Source organism: Streptomyces sp. NBC_01525 (assembly GCF_045040405.1).
In the GTDB taxonomy this organism is placed as follows: domain Bacteria; phylum Actinomycetota; class Actinomycetes; order Streptomycetales; family Streptomycetaceae; genus Streptomyces; species Streptomyces benahoarensis.
On sequence record NZ_CP109397.1, the window covers coordinates 542,385 to 567,944 of the forward strand.

Sequence of the window (25,560 nt, forward strand, 5' to 3'; positions counted from 1 at the left end):
CAGTGGTGGCCGGTACCTGCCGACAGTAGCCGTGGCGCCGTCGGCGGCGCCCCGGGAATCCCGACGGGCTGCGCGGCTGTGGGTCACTCCGGGCGCCGGACCTGAGCTTCGAGGCTGCCGCGACCATCCATGGACCAGTCGAGGCGAGTTACCTCATCTTCGAGCGTCTAGAAATCTATACCCGCTGGAGTAGACATTGAGTGGTGGTCTGGTTATGGTTTCTCACGTAGCCGAGATCGAGCAAGGCCCGGCAGAGATGAACTGCCGGACAGCAGTACACGTAGTTCGCAGGACGGTGCGGTGGTGGAGTTCCGAAGCCAGGGTTGTCGCAGGACGGTGACGGGGCTGACGACCGGACCGGGTGGCCCGCAGTGATCAGGGGCCGCCGTGAGCAGTACCGCAGCTGAGGCAGTGCCAGTTCAGCAGTTGCGGTTGTCGGTACCAGCAGCGCAGTAGTCAGTGGTTCCTCGGTAAAGGCGTCGGCTGCGGGCGCGCGCACCGGGAAGTTCGGCAGTGGGGTTCCAAGCCAGAGCAGATGCAGGACGGGCGACGGGGCTGGCTGCCGAAGAGTGGCGCTACGCGAGGCCACCAGTAGTTCGCAGTACCAGCAGTACGCAGTACCCGTTTGGTAAGTGATTGGTTCAGAGGGAAGAACGGAGGAGTTGAGCGCCATCAGGATCGCCCGGGCGGAAGGCTTGAGCCCGGGTACCGCAGGACATCGATAGGTAGGTGGTCTCCGGTCACGCATCCGCGATCCCCGCATTGCCCGCCCTCTCCCGGATGGGCCTGCGGAACAAGTAGGCCGGCGCAGGACCAGGGTCGGCAGATGGTGTAGCAGTTCCTTCGGGGCCCTGGTGCCAATGGCACCAGGGCCCCTCCACGCGTTCCACAGAGAGGTGCAATGACAGCAGACGATTCCTTCGGCCGTCTCGACGACGACGATTACCCCGCCTACACCATGGGCCGAGCTGCCGAGATGCTCGGCACCGCCCCCGCCTTCCTGCGGGCCCTCGGTGAGGCCAAGCTGATCACACCGTTGCGTTCCGAGGGCGGCCACCGCCGCTACTCCCGCTACCAGCTGCGCATCGCGGCCCGCGCCCGGGAACTCGTCGACCAAGGCACCCCCATCGAGGCCGCCTGCCGCATCGTCATCCTCGAAGACCAACTCGAAGAAGCCCAGCGCATCAACGCCGAACACCTCCGCACCGTCGGACCACCCAACCCCCCGACTGCGGCATGAGACGAGCGTGCCCGCCGGTATCGGCGGGCACCGCACGCACAGTCCCGGTGTGCGGCATGATCGTTCCTGTGGTGACGTGGTGTGCGGGCGTGTAGCGTCTGCGTAGCTGTCGTGGTTCGGAGTTCCCCTTTGCCCACGCCTTGGTGTGGGCGTTTTGCTGTGCTCTGCCGCAGGAACCAGGGCGATCACCTCTGCCTTCCACATGGAGTGGGAGGCGTTCATCGACTGGAAGGCATGACTATGGCTACGGGAACCGTGAAGTGGTTCAACGCGGAGAAGGGCTTCGGCTTCATCGCCCAGGACGGCGGCGGCCCGGATGTCTTCGCGCACTACTCCGCAATCAACTCCTCGGGCTTCCGTGAGCTCCAAGAGGGCCAGGCCGTGACGTTCGACGTCACCCAGGGCCAGAAGGGCCCTCAGGCGGAGAACATCAACCCCGCCTGACCTCATCAGCCGTGCCTGCGGCGACGCGACGGAGCAGACACGGAAGACAGACACGCAACACACATCCAGGGCCGCGCAGCGCACACCGTGCGACCCTCGGCCTTTCTCCGGCGGCTTAAGAGACGAGGCCGAGTTTGCCGGGTGTGGTGAGAGTACGGGCCCGCACGCGGCTCGGATGCAGGCGAGTCAGGCGAGGCGGGCGCTGTCGTGGGTCTAGGGGCCGCACGGTCTGGGAATCCAGGACGACGGCGGTGGGGCCCTCTTGCCGCTTCCTGCTGTCGCGCACCTGGCAGCGCAACCCGCCCGGCCACATCCCCCGCCGGACTCATCCGCCTCCCCGCCCGGGGGAGGCGACTGGTGGCAACTGAATACTGAAAGACCACCACGACGAGTCCTCCCGCACAGTTCGGTGAGCGAGCACTACGACAGCAGGTGAGCCGCAGGCCGTCGGCCTCGGTGAAGCACGACTGGGCGCCGAGGTGCGGCCGTTCCTTGCGGACGATCAGCCGCATCCCCTTCGGCCAGCCCGTCAGGCAGTCTTCGTCGAGCTCGGCGACCCAGGCGCCGTCGCGAATCTCACTGCCGGGTTCGATGGCGGGCGTCCAGGCGGAGGGCGGGACCGTCAGCACGTCCTGGTGAAGCTGCTCGGTGATGGTCATGCCGAGCGAGTACGACAGCCACCGGCCCTGCTTCGCGAGCCATTCGACGAATGCGTGGGTGCCTCCGCCGAAATCCGTGCGGATCAGCGTCTGCCGCCCACGCCGTACCTTTTGGGCAGCTGGGCCAGGGCGAGTTTCGCGGCTTCGATGTGATCGGCGGCGGTGTTGGACCCGGCGTTGCCCGGCCGCAGCAGCCCGGCCACCGGCTCCCCGGGCCCGCTGCGGCCATGGTCGACGAAGCCCATCAGCGGGTGATGGCCGAAGCTCTTGTTCCAGGTCGCAGCCGCGTCCTGCTGGTCGGAGTGCGCAAACACAAGCACCCCGTCCAGGTCCACGACCACCTGCCCCTCCGTGTCCGGAGCGGTATCTGCGGCCAATTTCCAGACGTGTTCGCGGACTTCGGAACGGGCGGTGCAGATCACGGTCAGAGCCTTCGGCCCGGCCTTGGCGAGGGTGTCGATGAGCCGGGAGACGGTCGGGTCAGAGGCCACCGGACCGAACAGGACCGGCTCGGCCCGCAGCATGCCCACATCCGCCAGGCAGCAGCGCCCAGCGCGACCGCGAGCACCACATCCAGCAGGATCTTCCCCGGATCATGCACCGCCCGAGGACGCCGCCACGGTGCGAGACCTGCCGATATCGCCCCGCCCAGGCCGGTCTTGCGGACGGTCTCGACCAGCGCTCGCGCCTGCTCGTGGGTCAGACGGCCGCAGGGGCGCCGAGCATGGCGGAGGCCTGTTGGAACGAGTTGAGGAAGCGCGTGGGCGCGGCGGGGAAGGTCGTGGCAGGTGAAGCCGAGCTGGCTCATGGCCCGGAGGACTTCACCGGCTTTGACCTACGGTAGACCGGTGGCCCGCCTGGTCATGTGACTACAAGGAAGACCGCTGTGTAGTGCGCGGTGAAGGCGGCGATGGTGAGAGTGTGGAAGACCTCGTGGAAGCCGAACCAGCGCGGTGAGGGGTCGGGGCGCTTGAGTCCGTAGACGACGGCGCCCGCGGTGTAGAGCAGGCCGCCGGTGATGATGAGTACGACGACCGGGGTACCGCCGGTGCGCGCGAAGTCGGGCAGGTAGAAGACGGCCGCCCAGCCCAGTGCGATGTAGCACAAGGTGTAGAGCCAGCGCGGTGCCCTGATCCACCAGACGCGGAAGGCGATGCCGGCCGCGGCCCCTGCCCACACCAGGGACAGCAGCCCCAGCTGCTGTCCCGCGGACAGCAACAGCATTGCCAAAGGCGTGTACGTGCCGGCGATTATCAAGAAGATGTTCGCGTGGTCCAACCGCCGCAGAACTGCCTCACCTCGCGGACCCCACGTCCCGCGGTGGTAGACCCCACTCGTCCCGAACAGCAACAACGCCGACACCGCGAACACCGAACATGCCGCCACTGCCGCAGCCGAGCGCGAGAGGGCGATCAGGACGATGCCGCCGGCCAGCGAGAGCGGGAACATGCCGGCGTGCAGCCAGCCGCGCATCCTCGGCTTCAGCGCAGCTGCCGCCTGCTCCACGCCGCCTTCCAAGCTGACGGTTGTCTGTCCGGAAGTCAGCCGGCTCGTTGTGCCAGCAGGCGGGTCAACCGCGGGGGTGCGGAGGGTGTCGGGCGTGGTGCCGGAGCGGTGCTGGGGCTCCCGTTCGTGTGCCGACGGCTGGGCGTCTTCAGCGATCATGTCCTCATATTATGAAATCAGCGGAAGAGTGCGGTATCGGCGCGTCGCCGCGGACTGCGGGTCAGATGCCTGCTGTGTGCTGGGACGCGGTGCGGAGGTGTTCGGCGTTGATGCGCTGGGCTTCTTCGAGTTGGTCTTCGAGGATGACGATGCGGCAGGCGGCCTCGATGGGGGTGCCTTGGTCGACGAGTTCCCGGGCGCGGGCCGCGATGCGCAGCTGGTAGCGGGAGTAGCGGCGGTGGCCGCCCTCGGAACGCAACGGTGTGATCAGCTTGGCCTCACCGAGGGCCCGCAGGAAGGCGGGGGCGGTGCCGAGCATCTCGGCAGCTCGGCCCATGGTGTAGGCGGGGTAATCGTCGTCGTCGAGACGGCCGAAGGAATCGTCTGCTGTCATTGCACCTCTCTGTGGAACGCGTGGAGGGGCCCTGGTGCCATTGGCACCAGGGCCCCGAAGGAACTGCTACACCATCTGCCGACCCTGGTCCTGCGCCGGCCTACTTGTTCCGCAGGCCCATCCGGGAGAGGGCGGGCAATGCGGGGATCGCGGATGCGTGACCGGAGACCACCTACCTATCGATGTCCTGCGGTACCCGGGCTCAAGCCTTCCGCCCGGGCGATCCTGATGGCGCTCAACTCCTCCGTTCTTCCCTCTTGATCAACTACTTACCAACGGGGACTGCGTACTGCTTGTACTACTGGTGATGCGAACTGCTGGTGACCTGATTAAGCGCCACTCGTCGGCAGCCAGCCCCGTCGCCCGTCCTGCACCTGCTCTGGCTTAGAACCCCACTGCCGAACTTCCCGGTGCGCGCGTCCGCAGCCGACGCCTTCACCGAGGTGCTGCTCACTGACTTCACTGCTGGGTACTGCGAACTGCACCTACCGAACTGCGGTACTGCTCACGGCAGCCCCTGATCACTGCGGGCCACCCAGTCCGGTCGTCAGTCCCGTCGCCGTCCTGCAACAACCCTGGCTTCGGAACTCCACCACCGAACCGTCCTGCGAACTGCAACTGCGGTACTGCTGCCCGGCAGTTCGTCTCTGCCGGGCCCTGTTGATCTCGGCTACGAGAGAAACCATAACCACGCCACCGACCAATGTCTACTCCAGCCGACATAGATTTCCGCGTGTTCGACGGTGAGGTAATCGGGCCCAGCCGGGTTAAGGGGGCCCTGGGCGGGCACGAGGGACGGATAGGCAGGACCGGGCATTGACGAGCCAGAGGCCAGGGTGAACCTGATGGACACGATGTGCGTCCACGCCACGACCATCCGCTCCGCGACCGCCGTCGCCGATGCGCGCGACACCACCCGAGCCTTCCTCGAAGCCCTCCGACAGCCGGCCATCGACTCAGAAGCAGCAGACACCGCTGTCCTGGTCGTCTCCGAACTCGTCACCAACGCCCTACGACACGGCGGCGGCACCTACACCCTCTGCCTGGCCGCCCACCCCGACACCATCGAGGTGGCCGTCGACGACCCCAGCTCGCAGGCGCCACGCATGCGAACCCCCGACCTGAACGACGGCACCGGAGGCTTCGGCTGGCCCATGGTCAACGGGCCTTGACCCGGGATCTTGGACACGGGCTATGCGGCTTGGGTCAGGGTAGTTGATGTTGTGTCGAGTGCTGTCTCGTAGGCGATGGGACTGCGTTGTCCGAGACGGGAATGACGGCGTCGCGTGTTGTAGCGGTTGAGCCAGCGGAACGCGTCGAGTCGGGCCTCGCGTTCGCTGGGCCAGTGTTTTCGGCCCTGAAGCGTCTCGCGTTTGAACGTCGCGTTGAAGGACTCCGCGAGCGCGTTGTCCGCGCTGGAGCCGATCGCGCTCATGGACTGGCGGACGCCGGCCTCGCGGCAGGCGTCGGCGAAGGCCCGGCTGGTGTACTGGGCTCCGTGATCGGTGTGCAGAACCGCCCCGGCGAGGCTGCCGCGGGTCCGTTCGGCGGCGGACAGGGCGTTGGTGACGAGGTCGGTGCGCATATGGTCCGCGATCGCTCAGCCGGCCAGGCGGCGCGAGGCGAGGTCGATGACGGTGGCCAGGTACAGGAACTTCCCGCCGTCCAGCGGGAGATAGGTGATGTCGCCGACGTACTTCGTGTTCGACTCGCTTGCCGTGAAGTCGCGGCCGATGAGGTCCGGGGCCTTCGCCTCGGCCGGGTCCGCAACAGTGGTGCGATGTCTGCGGCGCAGGCGCACTCCCGCCAGGCCGGCACCCCGCATCACCCGCGCGATCCGCTTGTGGTTGACGCGCTCGCCCGCCTCGCGGAGCTCGGCCGTGATCCTGGGGACGCCGTAGGTCCCGTCAGACTTGCGGTGCGCGACCCGTATCCGGGCGGCGAGGCGGGCGTCGGCCGCCTGCCGGGCGGCCCGGTCGGTGGCCGTCGCACGCCAGTAGTAGAAGCTGGATCGGGCGACGCCGAGGATGGTGCACAGCCGCTTCACGCCGTAGCGGCGCTGGTGGTCGGCGACGAACTGGAAGCGGTTCACCGGCGCGTCGCCGAGTAGCCGGAGGGGATTTCACCCTCCGGCCCTCACAGAACGGAGCGTGACGATCTCTCGTCACTCCGCTCTTGTCGTCCTGATCGTCAGACCAGTACGGCACTCACGGTCGGAGTGACGCGCCAGTGTGCGAACATGCGGGGGTATCGCCGGGCGATCTCCTGCATTTTCGCCAGCGCCTTCCGCTTGGCCGCGAGCCGTTTGTACTTCTTGCGGATCCAGCGCACCAGGTAGGAGTTGATGCGTGTCACGAAAGAGGTCAACTCCCAGGGCCTGAAACGGCCGTAGTAGTTGATCCAGCCCGCCACGACAGGGTTGATCCTTCGGGCGAGCTCTTGGAAGGTCAGATCGGTGCGGGTGTGCAGATGCCAGCTCCGCACTTCCCGGCCCATCTTCTTGAGAGCGTCCTTGCTCACCGCCGGGTCAAACGCCAGGAACTGGTTCCCGTGCCGACTCCGGTTTCTCCTGGCGCGGAAGGTGTATCCCAGGAACGTGAACGCCGTGTGCTCGTAGGAGCCTTGGCGATTCCCATCCCGGCAGTACACGATCCGGGTCTTGGCCGGGTGCAGACGCAGCCCGACCTCGGCCATCCTGTCCGTGAGCGCGGCCAGCACATGGCGAGCCTGGCGCTCGGTGACGCAGTGCAGCACCGCATCATCCGCGTAGCGTTCGAACCAGACGGACGGGAACTCCCGGGCCATCCAGGTGTCGAACGCGTAGTGCAGGAACAGGTTCGCCATGACGGGAGACACGGGAGCCCCTTGTGGGGTTCCGCGCTCCCGTTCCAGCAGAGAGCCGTCGGGCATCTGGAGCGGGGCAGCGAGCCACCTCCGCACATACAAGTTCACCCAAACGGCGTCGGTATGCGATTCCACTGCCTTGACCAGCAGGTCCCAGGGAACGCTGTCGAAGAACTTGGCGATGTCGAACTCCACCACCCAGTCCCGTTTCCAACAGCGTTCCCGGCACTTCTCCACCGCATCCAAGGCGGACCGTCCGGGCCGGTATCCGAAGCTGTCTGGATGGAAAATTGGCTCCACCCTCCGCATGAGATGCCGGGCCACGACGGTCTGGGCCACGCGATCGGCGACGGCGGGAATGCCGAGCATTCTTTCACCGCCTCCCTGTGGCTTGGGAATCGCCACCGCGCGCACCGGAGGCGGGAAGTACGAGCCTGACGACATTCTGTTCCAGATCTTGTAGAGGTTGTTCCTCAGATCCTTCTCGAAGTCGTCGACGCTCTGCCCGTCCACTCCCGGCGCTCCCCTATTCGCTCTGACTTCCTCCCATGCCTCCTTGACTTCCCACTTTGAGATCTCAAACGGCTTGGTCTGCGATTTCAACTGGTCCACCGAACTCCTCCCGGACACCGTCCGGTTGATGCGATCAACACAGTCACGAACGACCCGGCCCCTTCGCTCCACCCCCATTACAGGGGCTTCACCACTACTACGAGCCGGTCCGCCGGCACGCCCCGCATCGGTACTCAGCCCCTCGCAGTGTCCGCTGCTTGAGGCGCTCCCTCTCGCCGCCGCTGCACGGCGGGCAGTATCGGGGCTTGCCTTCTCCTGTTCCATGCGGAAGCCGCAGACCGGGCTCACGTCGCCTGCATGCCGGACACCACCTGGCCAATAGACGGGCTCCCGCCAGGCTCATCCCGGAGTTCAGGGAACACCCCGGTTTTGATGTCGTCTGTTTTCGTTTCGACACGTCAGCAGCGATTCACTTGCGTTCGTCTTCCCGGTCCCCACCTGACGCCTCTTTCGGCGCCTTTTCCTCATCGCTCACCACGACAGTCTTCGGCTACAATAATTCCTCAGCATCGCGCACGGCAGGTCGGTACACTCACGCACACCCCAGAACCCACAGCCAAATATTTGGAATGCATGTTGGGTGAGACGCGTCTCTCCAGCACGGCCAACTGGTCGGCACAGAGGGTCCCCACTGCTTTGCAGTGGGGACCCTCCTGAACGACTGGCGATCTCACACTCACATTCGAAGCACTCTCGATTAGAGCCCTGGCTCCTTTCGTACATGTTTCGTGAGCGACTCAATGAATCCCGCGAAAGTTAGCTGCGGGTCGGGCTGGCCGATGGGGCGTTCGGGATCTTTGGGGGCCAACACAAAACAGGCGGCATCGTAGAGTTCATCCTCGACGAGCCTGCGGCAGAGCACTTGATAGCGGTCAGCGTAGGAAGGTCGCCTCTCAAACGCCTCATCTACTTTGAAGCTCGGCTTGAAGTCTCGCTTCGCGCTCTGCGTGGATCCTTCTGCGTCCTCCAACAGGAAGACATATCCAAGCCAGGGCCGGGCATCACCCAGAAGGCCCTGGGAGATGGCGCGCTGAGTATCTACAGCGCTACCGATTGCTTCTTCAGTTCGGTTATTGAAGTTGTTCCCGAACGATGGCCCAGACTGCGACTTGAACTCGATAGCCGCAACCAGCTGGGTTCCATTCTTGACGATGAGATCCCATTGCTTGGTTGGCCGGTAATAGCCCGGCAACTCAGCCTTCTTGCCCAGAGAAATCGAGCTGGCCGGGTAGCCAAGGACGTCCACGAAGTGTTCCACGATCAATTGCGTCAGGGCATCGAGGTGGGCACCACCTGTGACGGCGCCCCGGAGCCCTGCATCCTGCTTCCCCTCGGCGATCTGCCTCGCCGTCTGCTGCTCTCGCGTCTCCCAGTACTTCCGGACTGCGAGTTCGAACTTTCCGTCCATGGCCCCACCACGATCGGCGTGCAGCCAGCGGGTAGGCCGCACGAAACCGGCACAGCTCTCGACGCTGCGGGCCTCGAACACCGAAGCCAGCGATCAGGCTAGTGGACCATGCCGTTTCGGCGCATGAAATGGCTGTAACACAACCCCAGGCCCGCCTCAGTTCAGGTCCTGTTGGCACAGTACTTTGCGAGATAGCCATCAAGGGATGCCATAAAGCTACCAAAATCAATACCAGCACTCGGGTCAGGCTGCTTGACCACGGCGCCAGGATCGGTACCCGAGAGGAGGAAACACGCTCCATCGTAGAGCTTATTCTCCAACAAGCGTTCACAAAGCAGGCGATATCGGTCCTCATAGGACGGGTGAGTCCCATAAGCGGGATCCGTCGGGAGAGCAGCGCTCACTTGCTGCCGAGCGGGCCGCGTCGACTGAAGCGCCTCTTCCAGGATGAAAAAATACCCGATCCAGGGCCTATGGGCATCGCCCCTATCCCTCCCGAGCAGCCCTTTCTTGTGGGCGAGGCGCAAGTCGGTAGCACTCCCGATGGCCTCTTCGTTTCGATTATTCGCGTTATTGCTGATCTTCTCCACAGACTGAGATTTCATCTCAATGGCAAAAACAAGGCGGTCGTCATCCAATGCAACGAGGTCCCAGTTCTTGCGTGGCCGGTAGACTCCAGGAAGTGTGGCGGCCTCGCCTCTCAAGAAGGTAATGGGAGTGCCCTTGCAAGCCTCGATCGCGGATTTGATCACGAGGTCTTCGACCGCAGCCATGTGCTTCCCGCTTTGAGTGCCTTGCGAACGGGCCGCCCACATCGTGTGGACGGCCCGGTTCAAGGCGTCGTTGTCCCAGTTCGGTTGGGCGCTCATCGGTCCCCCATGTAGGCGTCAGTCCGGGATGCGCTCGATCCCGTAGACGCGGAGGGCCGCCTCCGTGGCAGCTTGCACATCACGGTGATCAAACGCGTGTGCCAACGCTAGAGCATCGGTCTGACAAATGACCTCGGGGTGAGGAACCCGGATGCGCCTCAGGTACTGGGCCTGGAAGCGGAGTGTGCCGCCCCGCATCCTCACGGCGTACGCCTCAACGAAGGTCTGGGCCACGCGAGACAAGAGGAGTCCCCCTAGAACCTTGATGTCCCATGTGTCGGACACAACGTAATAGAGGTTGTGATGGGGATAGTAGCCACCTTCATCCAGTACAGGATGAATAGTCAGCTTCATGTCCGGCAGCAGCAGCTTCGGCCGACCGGTCAGGCTCGCATCGATCTTGTCGATCGTCTTGTACCAACGGTCAGGCTGCTTCTTCGCGACGTAACGGCCTTCGAGAGCTGTCCGATGCGTCTCGAAGTAAGCCTTCAGTCTGGGGTACTTGCCGAGGTCTACCAGTTCACCATCCTCATCCCACGGGTTGACCATGTGGGTGCCGTGCCACTCCAGGTGCCCGCTCTTGGCATCCTTCACCATCGCCATGGGGAGGAGTCGGTCCCTCTCCACGAGGGTCTCGTCCTCGGTGAGGAAGACAGCATCAGATCCTGTGGCAACGCCGATCCCGACCTTCGTCAAGGTCTCTTCAAGCACAGGGAACCGGTCGTTCAGGTCCTCAAGCAAGGCAAGGCGTGCGGGGCTTCCAGCCGGCCACGAGTCTGCTGCCGAGAACCAGTGAGGCAGTCGGGCCGCCTTGAAGCTGCTTGTATTCGCAGCAGTGCGATCCTCGTCGCCGATCCAGCTCATCAGCCGACGGGCTTCGTCCGCTCCGAAGGACTTCGTGGTATCAACCGCAACCGACTCGCCCTGTGGACGATTACGCAGGATCGTGATCGCCGGGTAGGCCGACACCTGCTCTTCGAAAGCATCGACGTCGTGCATGGTTGCAACGAAATCCATGCTGAAGCGGTCGGCGACCAACTTGCGCAGCTCACGGCCATACTGGTTGCGCATCCAGCGATCCGCACAGATGAATCCGAGTACCCCACCGGACGTGAGGGACCCGAGTCCTCTTTCGAAGAATCCGACGTAGATATCGGAGCGGCCAACCATGGAAGGATGATCCTCCCGGTAAAGCCGCATCCGCTGGTCTGGAACATCTTCCAAACGAATATAGGGAGGATTTCCGACAACGAAGTCGGCCTTCCCCGTGTCGTCAAGAAGGTAGTCCCCATGCCGAATCCACTGACTGACGATGGTGTGAACCGTCTCGCGATCCCAGCCATCCGCAATAAGGACGTCCGCCACCGCCTCGCGGCTTTCCTTCACGTTGCGACTCAGAAGGTCGAGAGCACGGACCCCCTCAACGGGGAGGTCCCGTTCAAGCTTTCGACACACCGTGCTCAGGCGCTCAACGATGCCAAGAAGGAACGCGCCAGAACCACAGGCGGGATCGACGATGGTCATTCGATCAAGATCTCGATCGGTGGTGTAACCGACCAGGTCGAGGATCATGTCGACGACCCAACGGCGAGTGTAGACCTCGCCGTTGGCCACGGCCTCGGCAGGGATGGCCTCGGCGTGGACAGTGGCGCTAGGTGAGCTGGTGAGAGACACACCCCTGAGGCTATCGCCTACGTCGGCCGAGCCCGCTGCGAGGTGGGCATCACCAAGCACGCCTGCCGGAAAGTCCACTCCGTCCTTCGAACACGCAGCTTGAGGAATATGAACTGCAGTAGAGGCAACATGCGCCATAAACGAGATCCTTTTCTGGGGGCATGCGGTTTTCACGATGAGGAAACTGTGACATGCCTCGCGAGGATGTTTCCAGTCTTACGCGTCTGCCTCCAGCGAACTTGAATTTCGCCACAACTCCGACTTCGAAATATATGACATTGGGCTCTATAGAGAGCAAATAACTCGGGCCTCGAACGGTGATGTGGACGCGCTGACGGCAAGTCCACGGATTCCTCGCCACCGGGGCAATCCTGCTGGAATGCCCCGCAGAATTGACCTGTCCCTGAACAGGGTCAAGCGCAACGCCGCCATGCGGAGTCCGACCGCGCGGTGCGTACCCCGACCTTGCCCTTGCCGGAATCCTCATCCGTGCAGGTCATGCGGCATGTCGGTACTCGTGGAGGATGCCACCGAGGCGTTCGCGTCTTCGTATGTTGAGGCTGGCGATCTGGTCCGGAGCGGCGATCGGCGTGGGTAATGGATTCAGCGGACGGGCATTCGCGATGCCCTGGTGCGGCCGATGAGCGTTGTAGAACTGCTCGAACTCGCGCAGCGCGTGGAGCAGGTGCCGCTGGTTCCAGATCAAGGTACGGTCCAGCAGTTCACGCCGGCAGGTCTGCACCCACCGCTCCATGAGCGAGTTCATTCTCGGCATCCGAACACCGCTGAGTACGACCTCGATCCCCACATCGGCAAGGATGGCATCGAACAGGGCGGGGAACTTTCCGTCCCGGTCCCGGATCAGGAACCGCGCCCGGCAGCCTGCGTCTCAAGGTCCATGACCAGGTTCTTGGCGGCCTGCGACACCATGAGGCGGTCGGGTGCGCGGTCGCCCCCAGGATCCGAACGCGTCGGCTGGAGCACTCGATCACCGCCAACACGTACAGTCGGGCCCCGGACAAGGTGACCGTTTCCAGGAAGTCACAGGCCAGCAGGGCATCAGCGTGCAGGCCCACTCGGGTGCCGGGTCAATCCCGGCCTCTCTCAAAATCTCCCAGACGGTGGACGCGGCGACCTTCACGCCCAGGACGAGAAGTTCACCGTGCACCCTCCTGTAGCCCCAACTGGGATTCCCCCTCACCAAACGCAACACCAGGTCCCGGACAGAGCGCACCGTGCGCGGCCTTCCCCGACGCTTGGGCCGGGAGACAGCCGCGTGGCGGCGTGCGACCAGGCTGCGGTGCCAGCGCAATACCGTGTCGGGACGGACCACCAGGCGCATCCCCCGCAGCACGTCCCGTGGCAGCCGGTTCAGCAGAGCAGGGAGGACGCCGACCGCCCGGCCCCAGAGACCTACAGCCCCTCCTTCGTAAACCACAACGAACCTGGCTTGACCGGCTGGAACCTCCGCCTGGCCCGTGAACGCCACCGCACCGGCCCCGGCCACCGCCCTTCCCCTTGTACGGCAGCAACGAGCTCTCCGAGGCGGATGGCGTCCAGCACCGAAGTGTCAGACGCCGTGATCGCCGATAAGTAGGGGAGTAAGCGGCCGGGTTCTTCCTGGTTGCGTTCAGGGGCGTCCAGGCCCCACCCGCATTCTCCGAAGGCTCTTCAGCACAGGTGGAGCCGCGACAGCAACGAACACGGACGGGCTGTTGTATGTGCGGAAGGGCCGCCTCAGCGGACGGTGGGGATCGGCGCGGCCTCACCATGCGGAAAGTCGAGGGTGGCCCACTTGCCGCCGGCGACCAGGGCGGCGAAGCGGTGCAAGCGCCCGTCGGCATCGATCCAGTAGCGGGTGCGGCGTTCGGCGGATCCGGTGGCGGTGCCCGGTGCGGGCGGGGCGGTGTCGCCGGAGTCGGGGGGCTTGGGGCCGGCGATGACGGTGACGGGGGTGCTGTTCAGTCGTTCGCTGCGCAGCCAGCTTGCCCCTCCCTGGCGCAGCAGTTGGGCGTTCTCGGGGCGGTCCGTGCCCAGGGAGAGGGCTAGCAGCAGCACGGCGTCGATGGGGTTGGCGCGGGGATCCAGGGGGCGGTGCTGCCAGCCGGAGCGTGGTGGCGTGGCGGGCAGTTGGGCGTTGCTGTTGGGGTGGACGGAGGCGGTGCGGAGGTCCCACCGCACGAGGATGTTCTGCGGCTGTCCGGGGACAAGTACCTGGGCGTAGCCGGTGTGTGTGGTCCAGTCGACGCGGCCGGTGAGTCTCAGGGTGCGTCCGGCGGCGGGGACGGTGGCGTGGATCTGGCCGCGTACGCGCTGGTAGTTGAGGAATCGTACGGTGGACATCAGCTCGGCCTCGGATGTGGTGAGCGGGCGAGGCCCCGCTGCCGCCCGCTTGCCCCGGCCGTCGTCTCCGCCGCATCCGGTCAGGACCAGAGCGAGTCCGGCCGCGCCCGCGGCGAGCAGGGCACGGCGGCGCATCACGAGCCGCTCCGGCTGTGGGCGGCGAGCAGATCGCGGCCCGGCAGCGGGACGCGGTCCGCGTCGACGGAGCCGGGCAGGCCGGTGGCAGGGCGTACGGGGGCGGTGGCGCCGCCGGGCATCTGCGGCTGGTCCGGGGGCTCGGGCACCGTACGGAAGGGGATCCCAGCAGGTGCGGCAGGCTGCGTGGGCGGTGGAGCGGACGTCATCACCGGGCCGTCGGTGTCGGCGGAGCACTGCGGCTGGGCGGCCAGGGTCTTGGGGGCCGTGGTGGACAGGGCGTTGTCCGTGAGGCAGTTGCCCTTGCCGGGGGCGCGGTCGCTGGCCGCGTACACGGCGTCGACTCCGTTGCGGCTGAAGGTGTTCGAGCTGATCGCGTTGCCGGTGGGCGGGACGTCTTCGGCGGACATGAGGACGAGTCCGGCGCGCGGGTTCCCCTCGATCCGGTTGTTGTGCACGGTGTTGCGCTGGCCGCCCGCGAGTCCGATGCCGATGCCGAAGCCCCCGTCGGCCTGCTGGGGTGACTTCGGCTCGGCGTTGTCGGCGACGAGATTGCCCGCCACAACGGCACTGTGCTGGGGGACGTATGCCTCCAGATAGTCGGAGTTGACCGTCATTCCGACACGGTTGTGTGTGAGGCGGTTGCGCAGTACCCACATCTTCTCGCTGGCGTTGGTGCCCTCGTAGCCGACGGCGTTGTACTCGGCGACGTTGTCGCTCACCACGACGTTGCACGGCTTGCACTGGCCGACGTACAGGCCCGAATCGGCGCCGCCGGAGGTGTGGTTGTGGTCCAGCCGTCCACTCTGAGCGTTGAAGGCGTAGATGCCGTAGAGGCCGTTGCGGGCGGAGGTCACATAGCTGACCCGGAAGCCTTGCAGCGGCGGGAACTTCTCCAGGTCCAGGTGCTCATAGCCGTTGCTGCCGCGGGCCAGGCCCTGCCCGTCCTGGGACGCCATGCCGGTCACCAGCACGCCGTTGAGCAGGTGGTCGCGGACGGTGAGGTTCTCCACCGCCACGCCGGAGCCGGTCACGACGACGCCGTTGTGCCGCCTGCCCTGCCCGTCGATGATCACGCGGTTGCGGTCGGTGCCGCGCAGCACGACGCGGTCGACGGGGATCCGTGCGGTCTCGTGGTAGACGCCGGGCGAGACCAGGACCAGGTCGCCGGGCCGGGCGCGTCCGACGGCCGTGCTGATCGTGGGGGCGTCCTGCGGCACCCGGATGGTCTGCGGCGTACGGGCCTTGGCTGCGTCGTCCTCCTCGTCGGACGGTGCACAGCCCACCGCCGCGAGAAGCATGCCGATCAGGCAGATGAACAGGGCGATACGGCCTCGGAACACGGTTCACCTTCAACGGTTTCTGAGATGGCAGTGAGGGAGGTTTGCTGACAACTACTCCTCAACACTGACAAGATGGAGTAATGGATCAGTTACGTGGCGTACCGCGTAGGGGGCTGCTCGTGGGGGGTGCGCTGGCCGTGGCATCCTCCCTGGCGGCCTGCCGGGCCCAGGGCCCGCACCCTGAACGGAAGTCCGCCGACGACGCCCCTCACCCACTGTCGTCTGTGAGTTCAACAGGACGCACACAAGCGGGAGTTGACAGACCCGGCGCGCCACAGGAACACCTCGGTCTCGTGGTGCTCGACCTCGCCCCGGCACAAGAGGGCGACGAAGTGGCCAAGGTGATCGCAGACCTGGGCCGGTCCGTGCAGCGGGTGGCCAGGGGCAGTCATCCCCGTATGGCCGGGCTGGCCCCGGGCGATACGACCGTGACGGTCGGCATCGGGCCCCGCCTCGTCTCCGGCGCGGGGCGCGAACTGCCCGGCGCCGCCCGGCTGCCTGCCTTCGCCCGCGAGAAGATCCCCGAGGCGGCCCGCGACGGCGACGTTCTGCTGCAGATCTGCGGCTCCGACCCCCTGGTGGTCAGCTGCGCGGAGGCGGCCTGCACCGCGGCGCTGACCGACGCGGGGGCGCACGTGCGCTGGTCGCAGCAGGGATTTAGGCCCCCGGCGGGACCGCACGCCGGGCGCAACCTCCTCGGCTTTCCCGACGGCATCATCGTGCCCAAGGGGCCGGAGCAGATGCGGCGTGAGGTGTGGCTCGACGGCCCGGGGCCGGTGGCCGGTGGCACGATCGCCGTGGTGCGCCGGCTGCGCATCGCCACCGACCGCTTCCTGGCCCAGCCCGTGCACCGTCAGGAGGAGATCATCGGCCGGCGGCGCTCCGACGGGGCGCCGCTGAGCGGAGGCGGCCCCGAGGCCGAGGTGGACCTGGGCGCCAAGACTCCCGACGGCCGCTATCGGGTACCGCCCATGGCACACGCCCGCCGCGCCAACCCGCTCACCTCCGGCAGCGGACTGATGCTGCGCCGCGGCTACAGCTACCGCAACGGGCCGGACGACGCAGGTCTGGTCTTCATCAGCTTCCAACGCGAACTCCGTACGTTCGTCGCCACCCTGCAGCGGCTCGACGAGGGCGATGACTTGATGGCGTTCACCACGGCCACGGCCTCTGGCACCTTCCTGGTCCTGCCAGGTTTCGATACCGAACGCACCTTGGGGGCGGGCCTGTTGGCCGGGTGAGACGTCGGCGGTGCGCCCCCTGGAGGGAGGGCGCACCGCTGCGGAACGGGTGCTCTTGCTCAGCGGGCGTAGTACATACCCGCGTCGAGGTTGTGCTTGACCGAACCCCAGTCACCGACCTGGAACACCTGGGTCTCCGCGGTGGTGTCGGAGTTCCTGTTGAACTCCACCTTGGAGTCGATCGTCGAGTTCCCGCCGGGGTCGTCCTCGTACGGGTTGGTCCAACGCAGCCTGCTGATCTGCGGGTTGGGCCGTCCGATGGGCACATTGGTCAGGTCCGCGGTGCTCTTGTCGAACCGCAGCTTGTACGTGCCGTGCTCGGTCAGCGCGGGCACGTTGAGCGAGCTGAAGTAGTACTCGCCCTTGGCGTTGGTAGTGGTCGTGGCGAGTGTGTTGCCGTTCTCGTCCAGGAGGGTGACGGTGACGCCGGGGAACCCGGCCCATTCGTCGGGGTTCTGGGTGCCGGGCTGCGGGTCGTACCAGACGCGGTTGCCGATCTGGATCGGCGGCTCGTCGCACAGGTACTCCAGGTCGCCCAAGCCGTTGGCCTTGGCGAAGTTGCCGCTGTCCAGAGCAGTGAGGTACTGGATGCCATAGCCCTGTTGGTCGGCGGCGCCGCTGGTGCGGTCGTGCCAGTTCACCCCTCCGGAATTGATCGCGTGCGCGGGGTCCATGTACGTACTGGCGATCTTGCCGTCGTGGAGGGAGAGGGCCAGCGCACCCTGTGCCCGTTCGCCGTGGCCGGACCAGTTGTCGCCGTGGTAGAACTCGTCGGCGCCGTCGCCCTGGTTGGTCGGGCAGCCGCCGGTGCCCTCCCAGACGAACGTGCCCGCGGCGGTGCGGCACACCTTGGTGATGTCACCCGCCGAAGCAGTGGTGTCCAGGGTGGGGTGCGCCGGGTTGGGGTTGATCATCTGGTAGCCGCCCAGGTCGCCCTGACGGTCGCGGAAGCCCAGTGCCAGGTCGCCGTTGGCCTCGACGGCGATGTCGCTGAGCATCGGCTGCGGGCGGGCGGGGGTGCCGTTGACGGACGCCGGGTACTGGTTCGGGTCGTCCAACGTCCAGGGCGTCCACTTGGCGGAGATGCCCGGGGTCAGGTCACCACGCGCCTTGTCCAGCTGCTCGTCCAGCACCGGCGCGGTGGAGAACGTCTGACTGCCGGGGTCGTACGTCCACACCACAGCCCGCAGGTCACCGGCGTTCTGGGTGGACTGCGCGGAGCACACCCCGCCGACGTACACCACACCGTCGCGCACCCCGAGGCCCATCGGCCGCCAGTCGGCGGGGCCGTTGCAGCCCGGGTTGGGGATGGCGATGCTCGACTGCGGCGCGTTCGGGGGCGGGGCCGACTGGGTCGCATCGAAGGTGTAGAGCTTGCGGTCGTACATGTTGACGACGTACAGCTCGTCACCCTTCTCGGAGAGATCGATGTCTCCGAGCCCCTCCTTGCCGACGGCCTTGATGAAGTCGCCGTCATAGCGGGCGGTGCTGGTGTTGTGCGGGGTGCTGCCGGCATTCAGGGCGGCGAAGGTGGTGGTGGCACCGCCACCGCGCGGCGTTACATAGATCGCACCCTGCTCGTTCGGCCCCTGCCCATAGGTGGTGGCGCGCTTGGCATAGGCGCCCTGGAAGATGCGCCGTTGCTTCTTGTCGTACGCCAGGCCGTAGGTCGCGCCGGTGTCGCCCTTAGTGTTGAGGGCGGTGGGCTGGGGCGCACCGGCGTTGCTGTTGCCCCGCCAGTTGTTCTTGAAGGTCACCAGGCCGCGCGAGGTATCGGGCTTGAGCATGTCCTGCTGGCAAGAGGTCGTCAGGTCCGCATTGACCTGGCAGTAGTCCGCCGTGTTCCACACCCCGAACCGCACCGTGTGCGACTGCTCGGCCACGTTGACGTAGGTGACCGCGGAGGAGAGGTCCCTGCCGCCGAAGGCAGGCTGCAGATAGTCCGGAAGGCTGCTGGTCACCAGCTCCAGCCGGAACTCTCCGTCGGTCCCCGCGGTGGGCACATCGACGGTGCCGTCCGGGTTGGTGGTGACGATGAAGCTGTTGTCATCGGCATCGGTGACCCGGACCTGGATCCCGGCCACCCCTAGTTCACGGGCCGCCGTGTACCTGCCGTCGGCGTCCACGTCGCGGATGACGCTGACCGTCAGCGTGCCGGGCGCGGCGAACGCTGGCGTCGGCATCATCGAGGTCAGCAGGGTCAGCGCGGCTCCCAGGCCGAATCCGGCCCGCAACGCGCCTTTCGTCGTTCTTCTCAAAAGAATCCCCTGTCGCGAATGGTGGATGGGGCGACTTCGCTGCGGAATTCCACACGCCGCCATGTACATATGGCGGTATGTGACGAGTGGCCCGAGCACGAAGTCTTCCCATTTCCCGGGACAAGCGGCCGCTCATGAATTCGAGCGGAAGCGCCCCGTCGCGCGGGAACTGCACGCAGGGAAGACTCCGACCGGTCAGAAAAAGCCAGGGCGCCGTATTCTGCGCAACGGCCGATCGACCTGCTCAGCATGGCCGTGACCGTGATACGCACGAGCCCCGCGCCGTCCATAAATCAACGGACGAGGCTCTTACGGTATGTTGACCGCAGCGAAATAGGCTTCGCCGGTAACCCCGTGATTACGCCCTGTTCCTGGCATGGCAACAGATTGGCGGGGGCGCCGGAGCAGCGCAGCCCGCCGTTGCGTATCCGGCCATTTCAGATCGCCCCGGCGAAGGCCCGGCCGTGCGAACTCGAACCACCTCGACGAGCAGAACGACGTTCCCGGAAACCTGCTTCGTGGCCTGAAGTGTGACCTTGACACCATCGACGCCGGCAGCACGGCGGCCCCTGGCACACGCGGCGATGCCTCTACCACGCCGGAACGCGCCGCACGGGCCTCCCGAGGTGCCCGTGCGCGCCCCTCCCGATCCAGCCATGGACTCACTTCGGGTTACCATCAGAATTCCGACCGTAACCAGCCGAGGCACTCCTTCCTCCAAGTGGCTCAATTCCCTACCAAGCACGCTCACTACACCAACGCGCCCTTGCAGCCGTTCCAGGACGCATCCCCTGCCTCTCCAGACAACGTGAGGCACCAGGCGTGGGTGTCGTCCCACTCGGAATGCCGGGTGAACGCCAGGCGTTCCGCCTCGGCCGCTGCCTGGATGAACCGCTCCAGCAGCGCCAGCCCTTCCGCACGTCGCCTTTCTGACAACTCGATCTGCTGCGGTTGCCGGGGTCGGGGCCTGCGTTCGCAGGACCCGGCAGGAATCACCCAGGAATCCTGGGGCCTCACGGTGCACGCGACGCCGTCTTGGGTTCCGAGTGGGAACGAAACAGGCCGACGCCTCAGCCGTGCAGGTCACTTGGGAAAACCCGGGATGCCGACCTCACGGCCATGATGGATTCCTCGACCTTCGCCGAGGTGCCCAGCACCCTGCAGGCTCCATCGACGGGAAGCCCTCCCCTTCCCATGCCCCGGCTGGACAGTGCGCCGTGGTACCGACGACGTTGACGACTTCTGGCGCCCTGGGCCACAGAGGCATTTGTCCGCCTCGCACCACAAGCTCGCGCTGGAGATGCTCGACGAACTCGCCGCCGTCGGCCCGCAGCTGGCTGTCGTGGTGGCAGATGCCGGTTACGGCGCGAACGCGGACTTGCGAGGTAGCCTTCACGACCGCGGTCTTGCCTACGCCTTGCCGGCCAAGGCCGAGATGACGACTCACCCCGAAAGCGCCGAACCTCGTCAGCCGACCTATGGTTCATGGCACAGGACGAACTTACCCAAGAGCCCCGTCGCCCCTCGACGCTCCTCGTCCTCCTGCACCTGCCCGAGATGTGCGTGAGCGTAACTAGTGGCTCTACTCAGATGGTTGACCGGTAATTGATCCGCAACACTCTGCATGACGTGACAGCACCGCGTTGCCCCTGTGAGGACTTACCCTGACCGCGTGATCAATGGTGGGCACGTCATCATCTACAGCCGTGATGCGGAAGCGGACCGGGCCTTCTTCAGGGATGTGCTGGAGTATCCGCATGTTGACGTGGGAGGCGGCTGGCTAATCTTCAAGCTTCCGCCGGCCGAGGTCGCCGTGCATCCCACGAACGGCCCGGAGACACAGGAACTCTATCTGATGTGCGACGACGTGGACGCAACCGTGACGAACCTGGCTGCAAAGGGCGTCGAGTTCACGCAACCAGTCACTGATGTGCGCTGGGGACGGCTGACCAGGTTCCGTCTGCCGGGTGGCGGCGAGGTGGGCTTGTACGAGCCCCGCCATGAGCGGGCCACCGACCTCTGAGACATCCCGGCACCGGGGATTTCTGGATGCTTGCCCCGGTAGCTGATCCTCCGCCTGTTGCCCGGCAGGCTGTCTCCAAGATCTGCGCTTGGAGGTGCTCGTGGGGCGTCGTCCGGGAGTGTTCGTCCGGCCGGTGAGCATGGACGAAGGGCGGCGGCTGCAGCGCATCAGCCGCACTGCGAAGGTCCCGGTCAGGCAGTGGCGGGCAATCGTGGGGATGATGTCCGCTCAGGGCCAGGCAGTGCGGGACATCGTCTCGTTGATGCAGGTCAGCGAGGACTGCGTGCGCGATGTCAGCGACCCCGTCGTCGGAGCGCTGATCCGCTACCTCGTCGGAGACACCTGCGCCGACTGGCTCGACGTACCCCGCACCGCCTGGGACACCGCCATCAAAGACGCACCTGCACTGCTCGGCATGCTCGAAAAGACCGAGGACCACTCACTCCCGGGGGCATGGGCCCTGGACCGCCTCGGCCACTTCACCACCCTGCTCGAACTCAGCTCTCTCACCCGCGGCCGGATCATGCACTACGCCATCCCCGAACATCTCAAGAAGGACTTCGGCGTCACCTCCGCCACCCCCCGCACCAACCGCTGGACACCGCCCGCCCCGAGCGTCACCAGGTAAGACCCACCGCGCGTCACCTCCGGAGGCGGGCCGGCCGCGCCTAGAACCGGTGCCAGGACTATTCCGGGACCGGTCCTCGCCGGATACCGCGACACCTGCCTGGCGGAAGTCGTCCAGGGCAGCCACTGTTGTGTGCGGGGCAACCCCGACCGAGTAGTCGAGGCGTACACGTGCGCGAAACCCTGCCGCGACGGCATCCAGGGCGGTCGCACGCACACAGTGGTCCGTCGCGACGCCCACCACATCGACGTCCTCGACCCCACGGATGCGCAGCCAGTCCGCGAGGGAGGTTCCCTCCGCGTCCGCGCCTTCGAAGCCGCTCTTGGAGGCACTGTGAGCGCCCTTGAAGAAAACGGCGTGCACCTTGCCGTCCGTGACGACAGGCGCGAAATGGGGATGGAATTCAGCGCCTTCATTCCCTGCCACGCAGTGGACGGGGAAGCTGTCCTGGAAGTCCGGAGTCTCGGAGAAATGGCTGCCCGGATTGACGTGATGATCCCGGGTGGCCACAACGAACCGGTAGTCACGCCCCGCACTCTGCTCGATCAGTTCCGCGATCGCCGAGGCGATCCGCGCGCCTCCCGCGACGGGAACGCTGCCTCCTTCGCAGAAGTCGTTCTGCACATCCACGACGATCAAGCCACGGCTCATCACGAACACCTTTCAGAACTGTGGAACACGGAAGGGTCCACTTCGGAAACCTGAACCGGCCCAAGATGCGGGCACCGCTCGCCCTAGTACTGCAACGACACTCCGTGATGTTGTCTGCGTCTGTAGTGACTGGTGCGGGCGCGGGCCTGGCTTCTTCTTCGCCATAGGGACCAGGCGATTACGTGCTGGATCCCATAATGGATGGGAGAGGAGACGCGGTTGAAGAGCCGTCGGGCTTCGTTCATGGTCACGGGTATGAGGGATTGGCCGATGGCGGTGTCCGGATCCCCTTTTTTGCCTCTGCCCGCAGGATGGCGAGGAAGGCAAGGGCGGCCGTGGAGAGGGTTATGTGGCGGTACCACGCGGTGTAGCCGCGGACCTGGTAGTGGTCAAGTCCCGTCTCGTTCTTCGAGGTCTGGAAACATTCCTCGACCATCCACCGCGATCCCGCGATCCGCACCAGGTCCTCCAGGGAGGTCCCGGCGGGGCAGAAGCAGATGTAGTAGGCGATGTCCGTGGAATCGGTGAGGCTGCGTCGTGCCAGCAGCCAGTGATCCCAGCCCTGGCGCCTCCAGGGCCGGATCGCCGCCGCGGCCCAGTCGTAGATCCTCGGCCCATGAGCACCGTCGCCGCAGCTCAGAGGCTTCCACGCATCGTCGGGAAGCTGGCTGACCAGCTCGTGGGCGCGCGCCTGGCCAAAGAATTCCATGGTGATGACCATCTGCGATTTCGGGACCGCGAGGACATGAGGGATGTCGTGTTCTTCCAGCCACAGCCGGATTCGCCCCGTCTGGCCGTAGAGTTCGTCGGCGGTCACCCAGCCGAACGGGATCCCGGAGTCCAGGGCGCGTTTCAGCATGCGCAGGCCCAGGTCCGGTTTGGTGGCGAACTCGACATCGTTCCCGACGCCAGCTGCCCGGCAGCGCTCACGGTCCGAAGTCCAGTCCTTCGGGAGATACAGCTCGCGGTCGATCAAGGCACGGCCCTGGTCAGAGCCGTAGGCCAGGAAGACCGCGACCTGGGAATTCTCGATCCGGCCGGCCGTCCCGGAATACTGCCGGGCCACGCCCGCCGACCGGACGCCCTTCTTCAGGAATCCCGTCTCGTCGAGAATGAGAACTCCCCGCTCGGGATCTCCGATATGTTCCACGACCGCGTCGCGGACATCGTCACGCAGCGCGTCGACGTCCCACAGGTAGTGGTTCAGCAGACGTTGCATCCCCTGGGGGCCATCGTCACCAGTGGCCTCGGCCAGGGTCCAGCCGTTCTTCCGTTCCGTCTCGCTGAGCAGTCCCCGCAGGTAGGACACCATCCGACGCCGGGACTCCACCCGCCCGAATCGGCCTGCGAACCGCGCCACGAAGTCTTCGAACGCGCCTGACCAACCGTCAGTTATCTCTTCCCGCACACGGCGATCAACGAGATCACGCGCACCACGTCACGGAGTGTCGTTGCAGTACTAGGGCGTGTGTCTCTTTGGTCAGCCGTCGGCGGGTCCAGATGAGTATGGCGGCGAGGGGGATGGGCCGATCTCGTCGCCCTGGTCGGCGCCCTTGCTGCCGCCGGGGCTCAGGGCCTCGGCGTAGTCGACTGACACCCGATTCCTGACGGGTGGCCAGGTTGGGCGGGGTCCTACGTACAACAGGCACGGACGTCCGTGATCATGGGGCTCTCTACGCTCTGTGGTCCTGGGAAGCCCGTGCCTGCCGACGTATCATCTCTGATCTCTCCTGCCTTTGACCAGCTCGACCCCCGTCCGAAAGCCGCCCGCAGCGAGATCCCCGACCTACTGGAACGTCTCGCGCAGATCCCCGACCCGCGTGATCCCCGCGGCGTGCGGCATCCACTCGTCACGATCCTGGCCCAGACCGCCTGCGCGGTCCTTGCCGGCGCGAGGTCGCTGCTGGCCGTCGGCGAGTGGGCGGCCGACAGCACACCCGAACTCCTCGAGCGGCTGGGCATCCGCGTCGATCCGCTGTTCCCGAAACATTCCTGGCCTGCGGAGTCGACAATCCGCAGGCTGCTGGCCAGGGTCGACGCGAACGCTCTGGACCGGGCGGTCGGAGCCTGGCTAGCCGACCGGCAGACCACGAATGGCAGGTTGCGGGCACTGGCCGTCGACGGGAAGTCGCTGCGGAGAGCCGCCCGCGCCAGGGACCGGAAGATCCACCTCCCGGCCGCCTGTGACCACGCCGGCGGCCTGGTCCTCGCGCAACTCGACGTCGGCGAGAAGACGAACGAGATCACCTGTTTCCAACCCCTGCTGAACACGCTCGATGGCCTGGCCGGCACCGTTGCGACCAGCGATGCGATGCACACTCAGGACGACCACGCCGCTTACCTGTTGAGGCGGAAGGCCCACTACATCGTGATCGCGAAGAGCAACAGGAAGAATCTCCCCAAGCAGCTCAAGCCCCTTCTCTGGCACCGAATCCCGCTCCAGAACAGGACCCGCGCAACCGGTCACGGACGCCATGAGATCCGCCGCCTGAAGGTTTGCGCGGTTAACACCCGCTTCCTCCCCGGCGCCCGGCAGGCCGTCCAGATCGTCCGCCGCAGAGTCAGCCGCAAGACCGGAAAGACCAGCCTCAAGACCGTCTACGCGGTCACCAGCCTCACCGCTGAACAGGCCGGCCCCGCCCGCCTGGCACTTGATTCGCGGGCACTGGACGGTCGAGGCCCTGCACCACGTCCGGGACGTCACCTTCACCGAGGACACCTCGCAACCGCGGACCGGGAACGCACCCCAAGTGACGGCAACCTTGCAGGAACCTCGCGATCGGAGCCCTCCGCCTGGCCGGCACCCGCAACATAGCCGCCGGCCTCTGCCGGGCAGCCCGGGACCAGACCCGCACCCTTCCCCTTCTCGACCTCACGTGATCAAAAAGGACGAGGCTCAACTACGCCGAAGCCCTGCTCTGCGGACAGCCAGCCCCACCAGGAAAGGACCGCCCCACCGGGAACGGTGTGGGCAGCCCTTGAGGGTGTCAATTCGGCCAGAAGGCAGAAGCTGTCACGGATTTTCGCGTGAGCGCATGTAGCGCCGACCGAAGTGGAGTATTCCTGCTGCTCCGGCGACTGCGCCGACGACGCACAACACGGTCGCCCATGCGGCCAATTCCTGTGTCATCCACAGCAAACTGACCACGACCAGCGCGACGGCGAACA

General features: G+C 65.9%; 17 protein-coding genes and 6 pseudogenes. 8 read left to right on the forward strand and 15 right to left on the reverse strand.

Annotation, left to right across the window (positions count from 1 at the left end; all coding sequences use genetic code 11):
• Window positions 1-901: 901 nt before the first annotated feature.
• Window positions 902-1,240, forward strand: coding sequence for a MerR family transcriptional regulator (locus OG422_RS02425; protein ID WP_405739132.1), 339 nt, complete (start codon window positions 902-904; stop codon window positions 1,238-1,240).
• A gap of 240 nt (window positions 1,241-1,480) precedes the next feature.
• The gene (locus OG422_RS02430; RefSeq protein ID WP_019072426.1) at window positions 1,481-1,684 is read left to right on the forward strand and encodes a cold-shock protein; all 204 of its coding nucleotides are present in this window, start codon (window positions 1,481-1,483) and stop codon (window positions 1,682-1,684) included.
• A gap of 428 nt (window positions 1,685-2,112) precedes the next feature.
• On the opposite strand, the pseudogene OG422_RS02435 reads toward OG422_RS02430, so the two are convergent.
• The 3 genes and pseudogenes from OG422_RS02435 to OG422_RS02445 form a co-directional block, all read right to left on the reverse strand.
• Window positions 2,113-3,046: pseudogene (locus OG422_RS02435) on the reverse strand (IS1380 family transposase); the annotation flags it as partial.
• Between the two features lie 158 nt (window positions 3,047-3,204).
• Entirely contained in the window at window positions 3,205-4,008 is an 804-nt protein-coding gene (locus OG422_RS02440) for a hemolysin III family protein (RefSeq protein WP_405739136.1), read from the reverse strand.
• Between the two features lie 61 nt (window positions 4,009-4,069).
• Window positions 4,070-4,402, reverse strand: coding sequence for a MerR family transcriptional regulator (locus OG422_RS02445; RefSeq protein ID WP_405739139.1), 333 nt, complete (start codon window positions 4,400-4,402; stop codon window positions 4,070-4,072).
• A gap of 845 nt (window positions 4,403-5,247) precedes the next feature.
• Here OG422_RS02445 and OG422_RS02450 point away from each other — a divergent pair.
• Window positions 5,248-5,565: pseudogene (locus tag OG422_RS02450) on the forward strand (ATP-binding protein); the annotation flags it as partial.
• A 29-nt stretch (window positions 5,566-5,594) separates the two neighbouring features.
• Here the strand turns inward: OG422_RS02450 and OG422_RS02455 are convergent.
• From OG422_RS02455 to OG422_RS02490, 8 genes and pseudogenes are all read right to left on the reverse strand, one after another.
• Window positions 5,595-6,503: pseudogene (locus OG422_RS02455) on the reverse strand (IS3 family transposase); the annotation flags it as partial.
• Window positions 6,504-6,592: 89 nt separating this feature from the next.
• Window positions 6,593-7,858, reverse strand: a complete 1,266-nt coding sequence (ltrA, locus tag OG422_RS02460) for a group II intron reverse transcriptase/maturase (RefSeq protein ID WP_405739141.1) — start codon at window positions 7,856-7,858, stop codon at window positions 6,593-6,595.
• A 658-nt stretch (window positions 7,859-8,516) separates the two neighbouring features.
• Window positions 8,517-9,227, reverse strand: a complete 711-nt coding sequence (locus tag OG422_RS02465; protein WP_405739144.1) for a PaeR7I family type II restriction endonuclease — start codon at window positions 9,225-9,227, stop codon at window positions 8,517-8,519.
• Between the two features lie 161 nt (window positions 9,228-9,388).
• Window positions 9,389-10,096 carry a PaeR7I family type II restriction endonuclease gene (locus tag OG422_RS02470; protein ID WP_143940560.1) on the reverse strand — a complete coding sequence of 236 codons (708 nt, stop codon included), beginning with the start codon at window positions 10,094-10,096 and terminating at the stop codon, window positions 9,389-9,391.
• 18 nt (window positions 10,097-10,114) lie between these two features.
• On the reverse strand, window positions 10,115-11,770 hold the full coding sequence (locus tag OG422_RS02475; RefSeq protein WP_405739148.1) for an Eco57I restriction-modification methylase domain-containing protein: 1,656 nt from the start codon (window positions 11,768-11,770) through the stop codon (window positions 10,115-10,117).
• 496 nt (window positions 11,771-12,266) lie between these two features.
• Window positions 12,267-13,112 (reverse strand): annotated as a pseudogene (locus OG422_RS02480) (integrase core domain-containing protein).
• Window positions 13,113-13,507: 395 nt separating this feature from the next.
• Window positions 13,508-14,248, reverse strand: a complete 741-nt coding sequence (locus OG422_RS02485; protein WP_143940562.1) for a hypothetical protein — start codon at window positions 14,246-14,248, stop codon at window positions 13,508-13,510.
• Complete coding sequence (locus tag OG422_RS02490) at window positions 14,248-15,591, reverse strand: nitrous oxide reductase family maturation protein NosD (RefSeq protein ID WP_405739152.1); 1,344 nt, start codon at window positions 15,589-15,591, stop codon at window positions 14,248-14,250. Before OG422_RS02490 ends, OG422_RS02485 begins: the two co-directional genes overlap by 1 nt.
• Before the next feature lie 80 nt (window positions 15,592-15,671).
• On the opposite strand from OG422_RS02490, the gene OG422_RS02495 reads away from it, so the two are divergent.
• Complete coding sequence (locus OG422_RS02495) at window positions 15,672-16,832, forward strand: Dyp-type peroxidase (RefSeq protein ID WP_143940563.1); 1,161 nt, start codon at window positions 15,672-15,674, stop codon at window positions 16,830-16,832.
• A 59-nt stretch (window positions 16,833-16,891) separates the two neighbouring features.
• Here OG422_RS02495 and OG422_RS02500 read toward each other — a convergent pair whose 3' ends face one another.
• Window positions 16,892-19,090, reverse strand: a complete 2,199-nt coding sequence (locus OG422_RS02500; RefSeq protein ID WP_186000419.1) for an SdrD B-like domain-containing protein — start codon at window positions 19,088-19,090, stop codon at window positions 16,892-16,894.
• Window positions 19,091-19,840: 750 nt separating this feature from the next.
• Window positions 19,841-20,026, reverse strand: a complete 186-nt coding sequence (locus OG422_RS02505) for a hypothetical protein (RefSeq protein WP_185994014.1) — start codon at window positions 20,024-20,026, stop codon at window positions 19,841-19,843.
• Between the two features lie 274 nt (window positions 20,027-20,300).
• Between OG422_RS02505 and OG422_RS02510 the strand changes: the two genes are divergently transcribed.
• The 3 genes and pseudogenes from OG422_RS02510 to OG422_RS02520 all read left to right on the forward strand — a co-directional run.
• Window positions 20,301-20,657, forward strand: coding sequence for a transposase (locus OG422_RS02510; RefSeq protein WP_405739157.1), 357 nt, complete (start codon window positions 20,301-20,303; stop codon window positions 20,655-20,657).
• Window positions 20,658-20,762: 105 nt separating this feature from the next.
• A complete protein-coding gene (locus OG422_RS02515; RefSeq protein WP_143940567.1) occupies window positions 20,763-21,113 on the forward strand; it encodes a VOC family protein in 351 nt (116 codons plus the stop codon).
• A 298-nt stretch (window positions 21,114-21,411) separates the two neighbouring features.
• A pseudogene (locus OG422_RS02520) lies at window positions 21,412-21,741 on the forward strand (DUF2236 domain-containing protein); the annotation flags it as partial.
• 75 nt (window positions 21,742-21,816) lie between these two features.
• On the opposite strand, the pseudogene OG422_RS02525 reads toward OG422_RS02520, so the two are convergent.
• Together OG422_RS02525 and OG422_RS02530 are read right to left on the reverse strand one after the other, a co-directional pair.
• A pseudogene (locus tag OG422_RS02525) lies at window positions 21,817-22,392 on the reverse strand (isochorismatase family protein); the annotation flags it as partial.
• 247 nt (window positions 22,393-22,639) lie between these two features.
• Window positions 22,640-23,800, reverse strand: a complete 1,161-nt coding sequence (locus tag OG422_RS02530; RefSeq protein WP_405739160.1) for an IS701 family transposase — start codon at window positions 23,798-23,800, stop codon at window positions 22,640-22,642.
• A gap of 291 nt (window positions 23,801-24,091) precedes the next feature.
• On the opposite strand from OG422_RS02530, the gene OG422_RS02535 reads away from it, so the two are divergent.
• Window positions 24,092-25,207: an ISAs1 family transposase gene (locus OG422_RS02535; RefSeq protein WP_405739163.1), complete on the forward strand. Its 1,116-nt coding sequence runs from the start codon at window positions 24,092-24,094 to the stop codon at window positions 25,205-25,207.
• Window positions 25,208-25,560: the final 353 nt, after the last annotated feature.

What these genes read in the sequence shown, in the direction of transcription:
- OG422_RS02425 (WP_405739132.1), top strand. Translation starts at nt 902, where the DNA reads ATGACAGCAGACGATTCCTTCGGCCGTCTCGACGACGACGATTACCCC.
- OG422_RS02430 (WP_019072426.1), top strand. Translation starts at nt 1,481, where the DNA reads ATGGCTACGGGAACCGTGAAGTGGTTCAACGCGGAGAAGGGCTTCGGC.
- OG422_RS02440 (WP_405739136.1), bottom strand. Translation starts at nt 4,008, where the DNA reads ATGATCGCTGAAGACGCCCAGCCGTCGGCACACGAACGGGAGCCCCAG.
- OG422_RS02445 (WP_405739139.1), bottom strand. Translation starts at nt 4,402, where the DNA reads ATGACAGCAGACGATTCCTTCGGCCGTCTCGACGACGACGATTACCCC.
- OG422_RS02465 (WP_405739144.1), bottom strand. Translation starts at nt 9,227, where the DNA reads ATGGACGGAAAGTTCGAACTCGCAGTCCGGAAGTACTGGGAGACGCGA.
- OG422_RS02470 (WP_143940560.1), bottom strand. Translation starts at nt 10,096, where the DNA reads ATGAGCGCCCAACCGAACTGGGACAACGACGCCTTGAACCGGGCCGTC.
- OG422_RS02485 (WP_143940562.1), bottom strand. Translation starts at nt 14,248, where the DNA reads ATGCGCCGCCGTGCCCTGCTCGCCGCGGGCGCGGCCGGACTCGCTCTG.
- OG422_RS02495 (WP_143940563.1), top strand. Translation starts at nt 15,672, where the DNA reads ATGGATCAGTTACGTGGCGTACCGCGTAGGGGGCTGCTCGTGGGGGGT.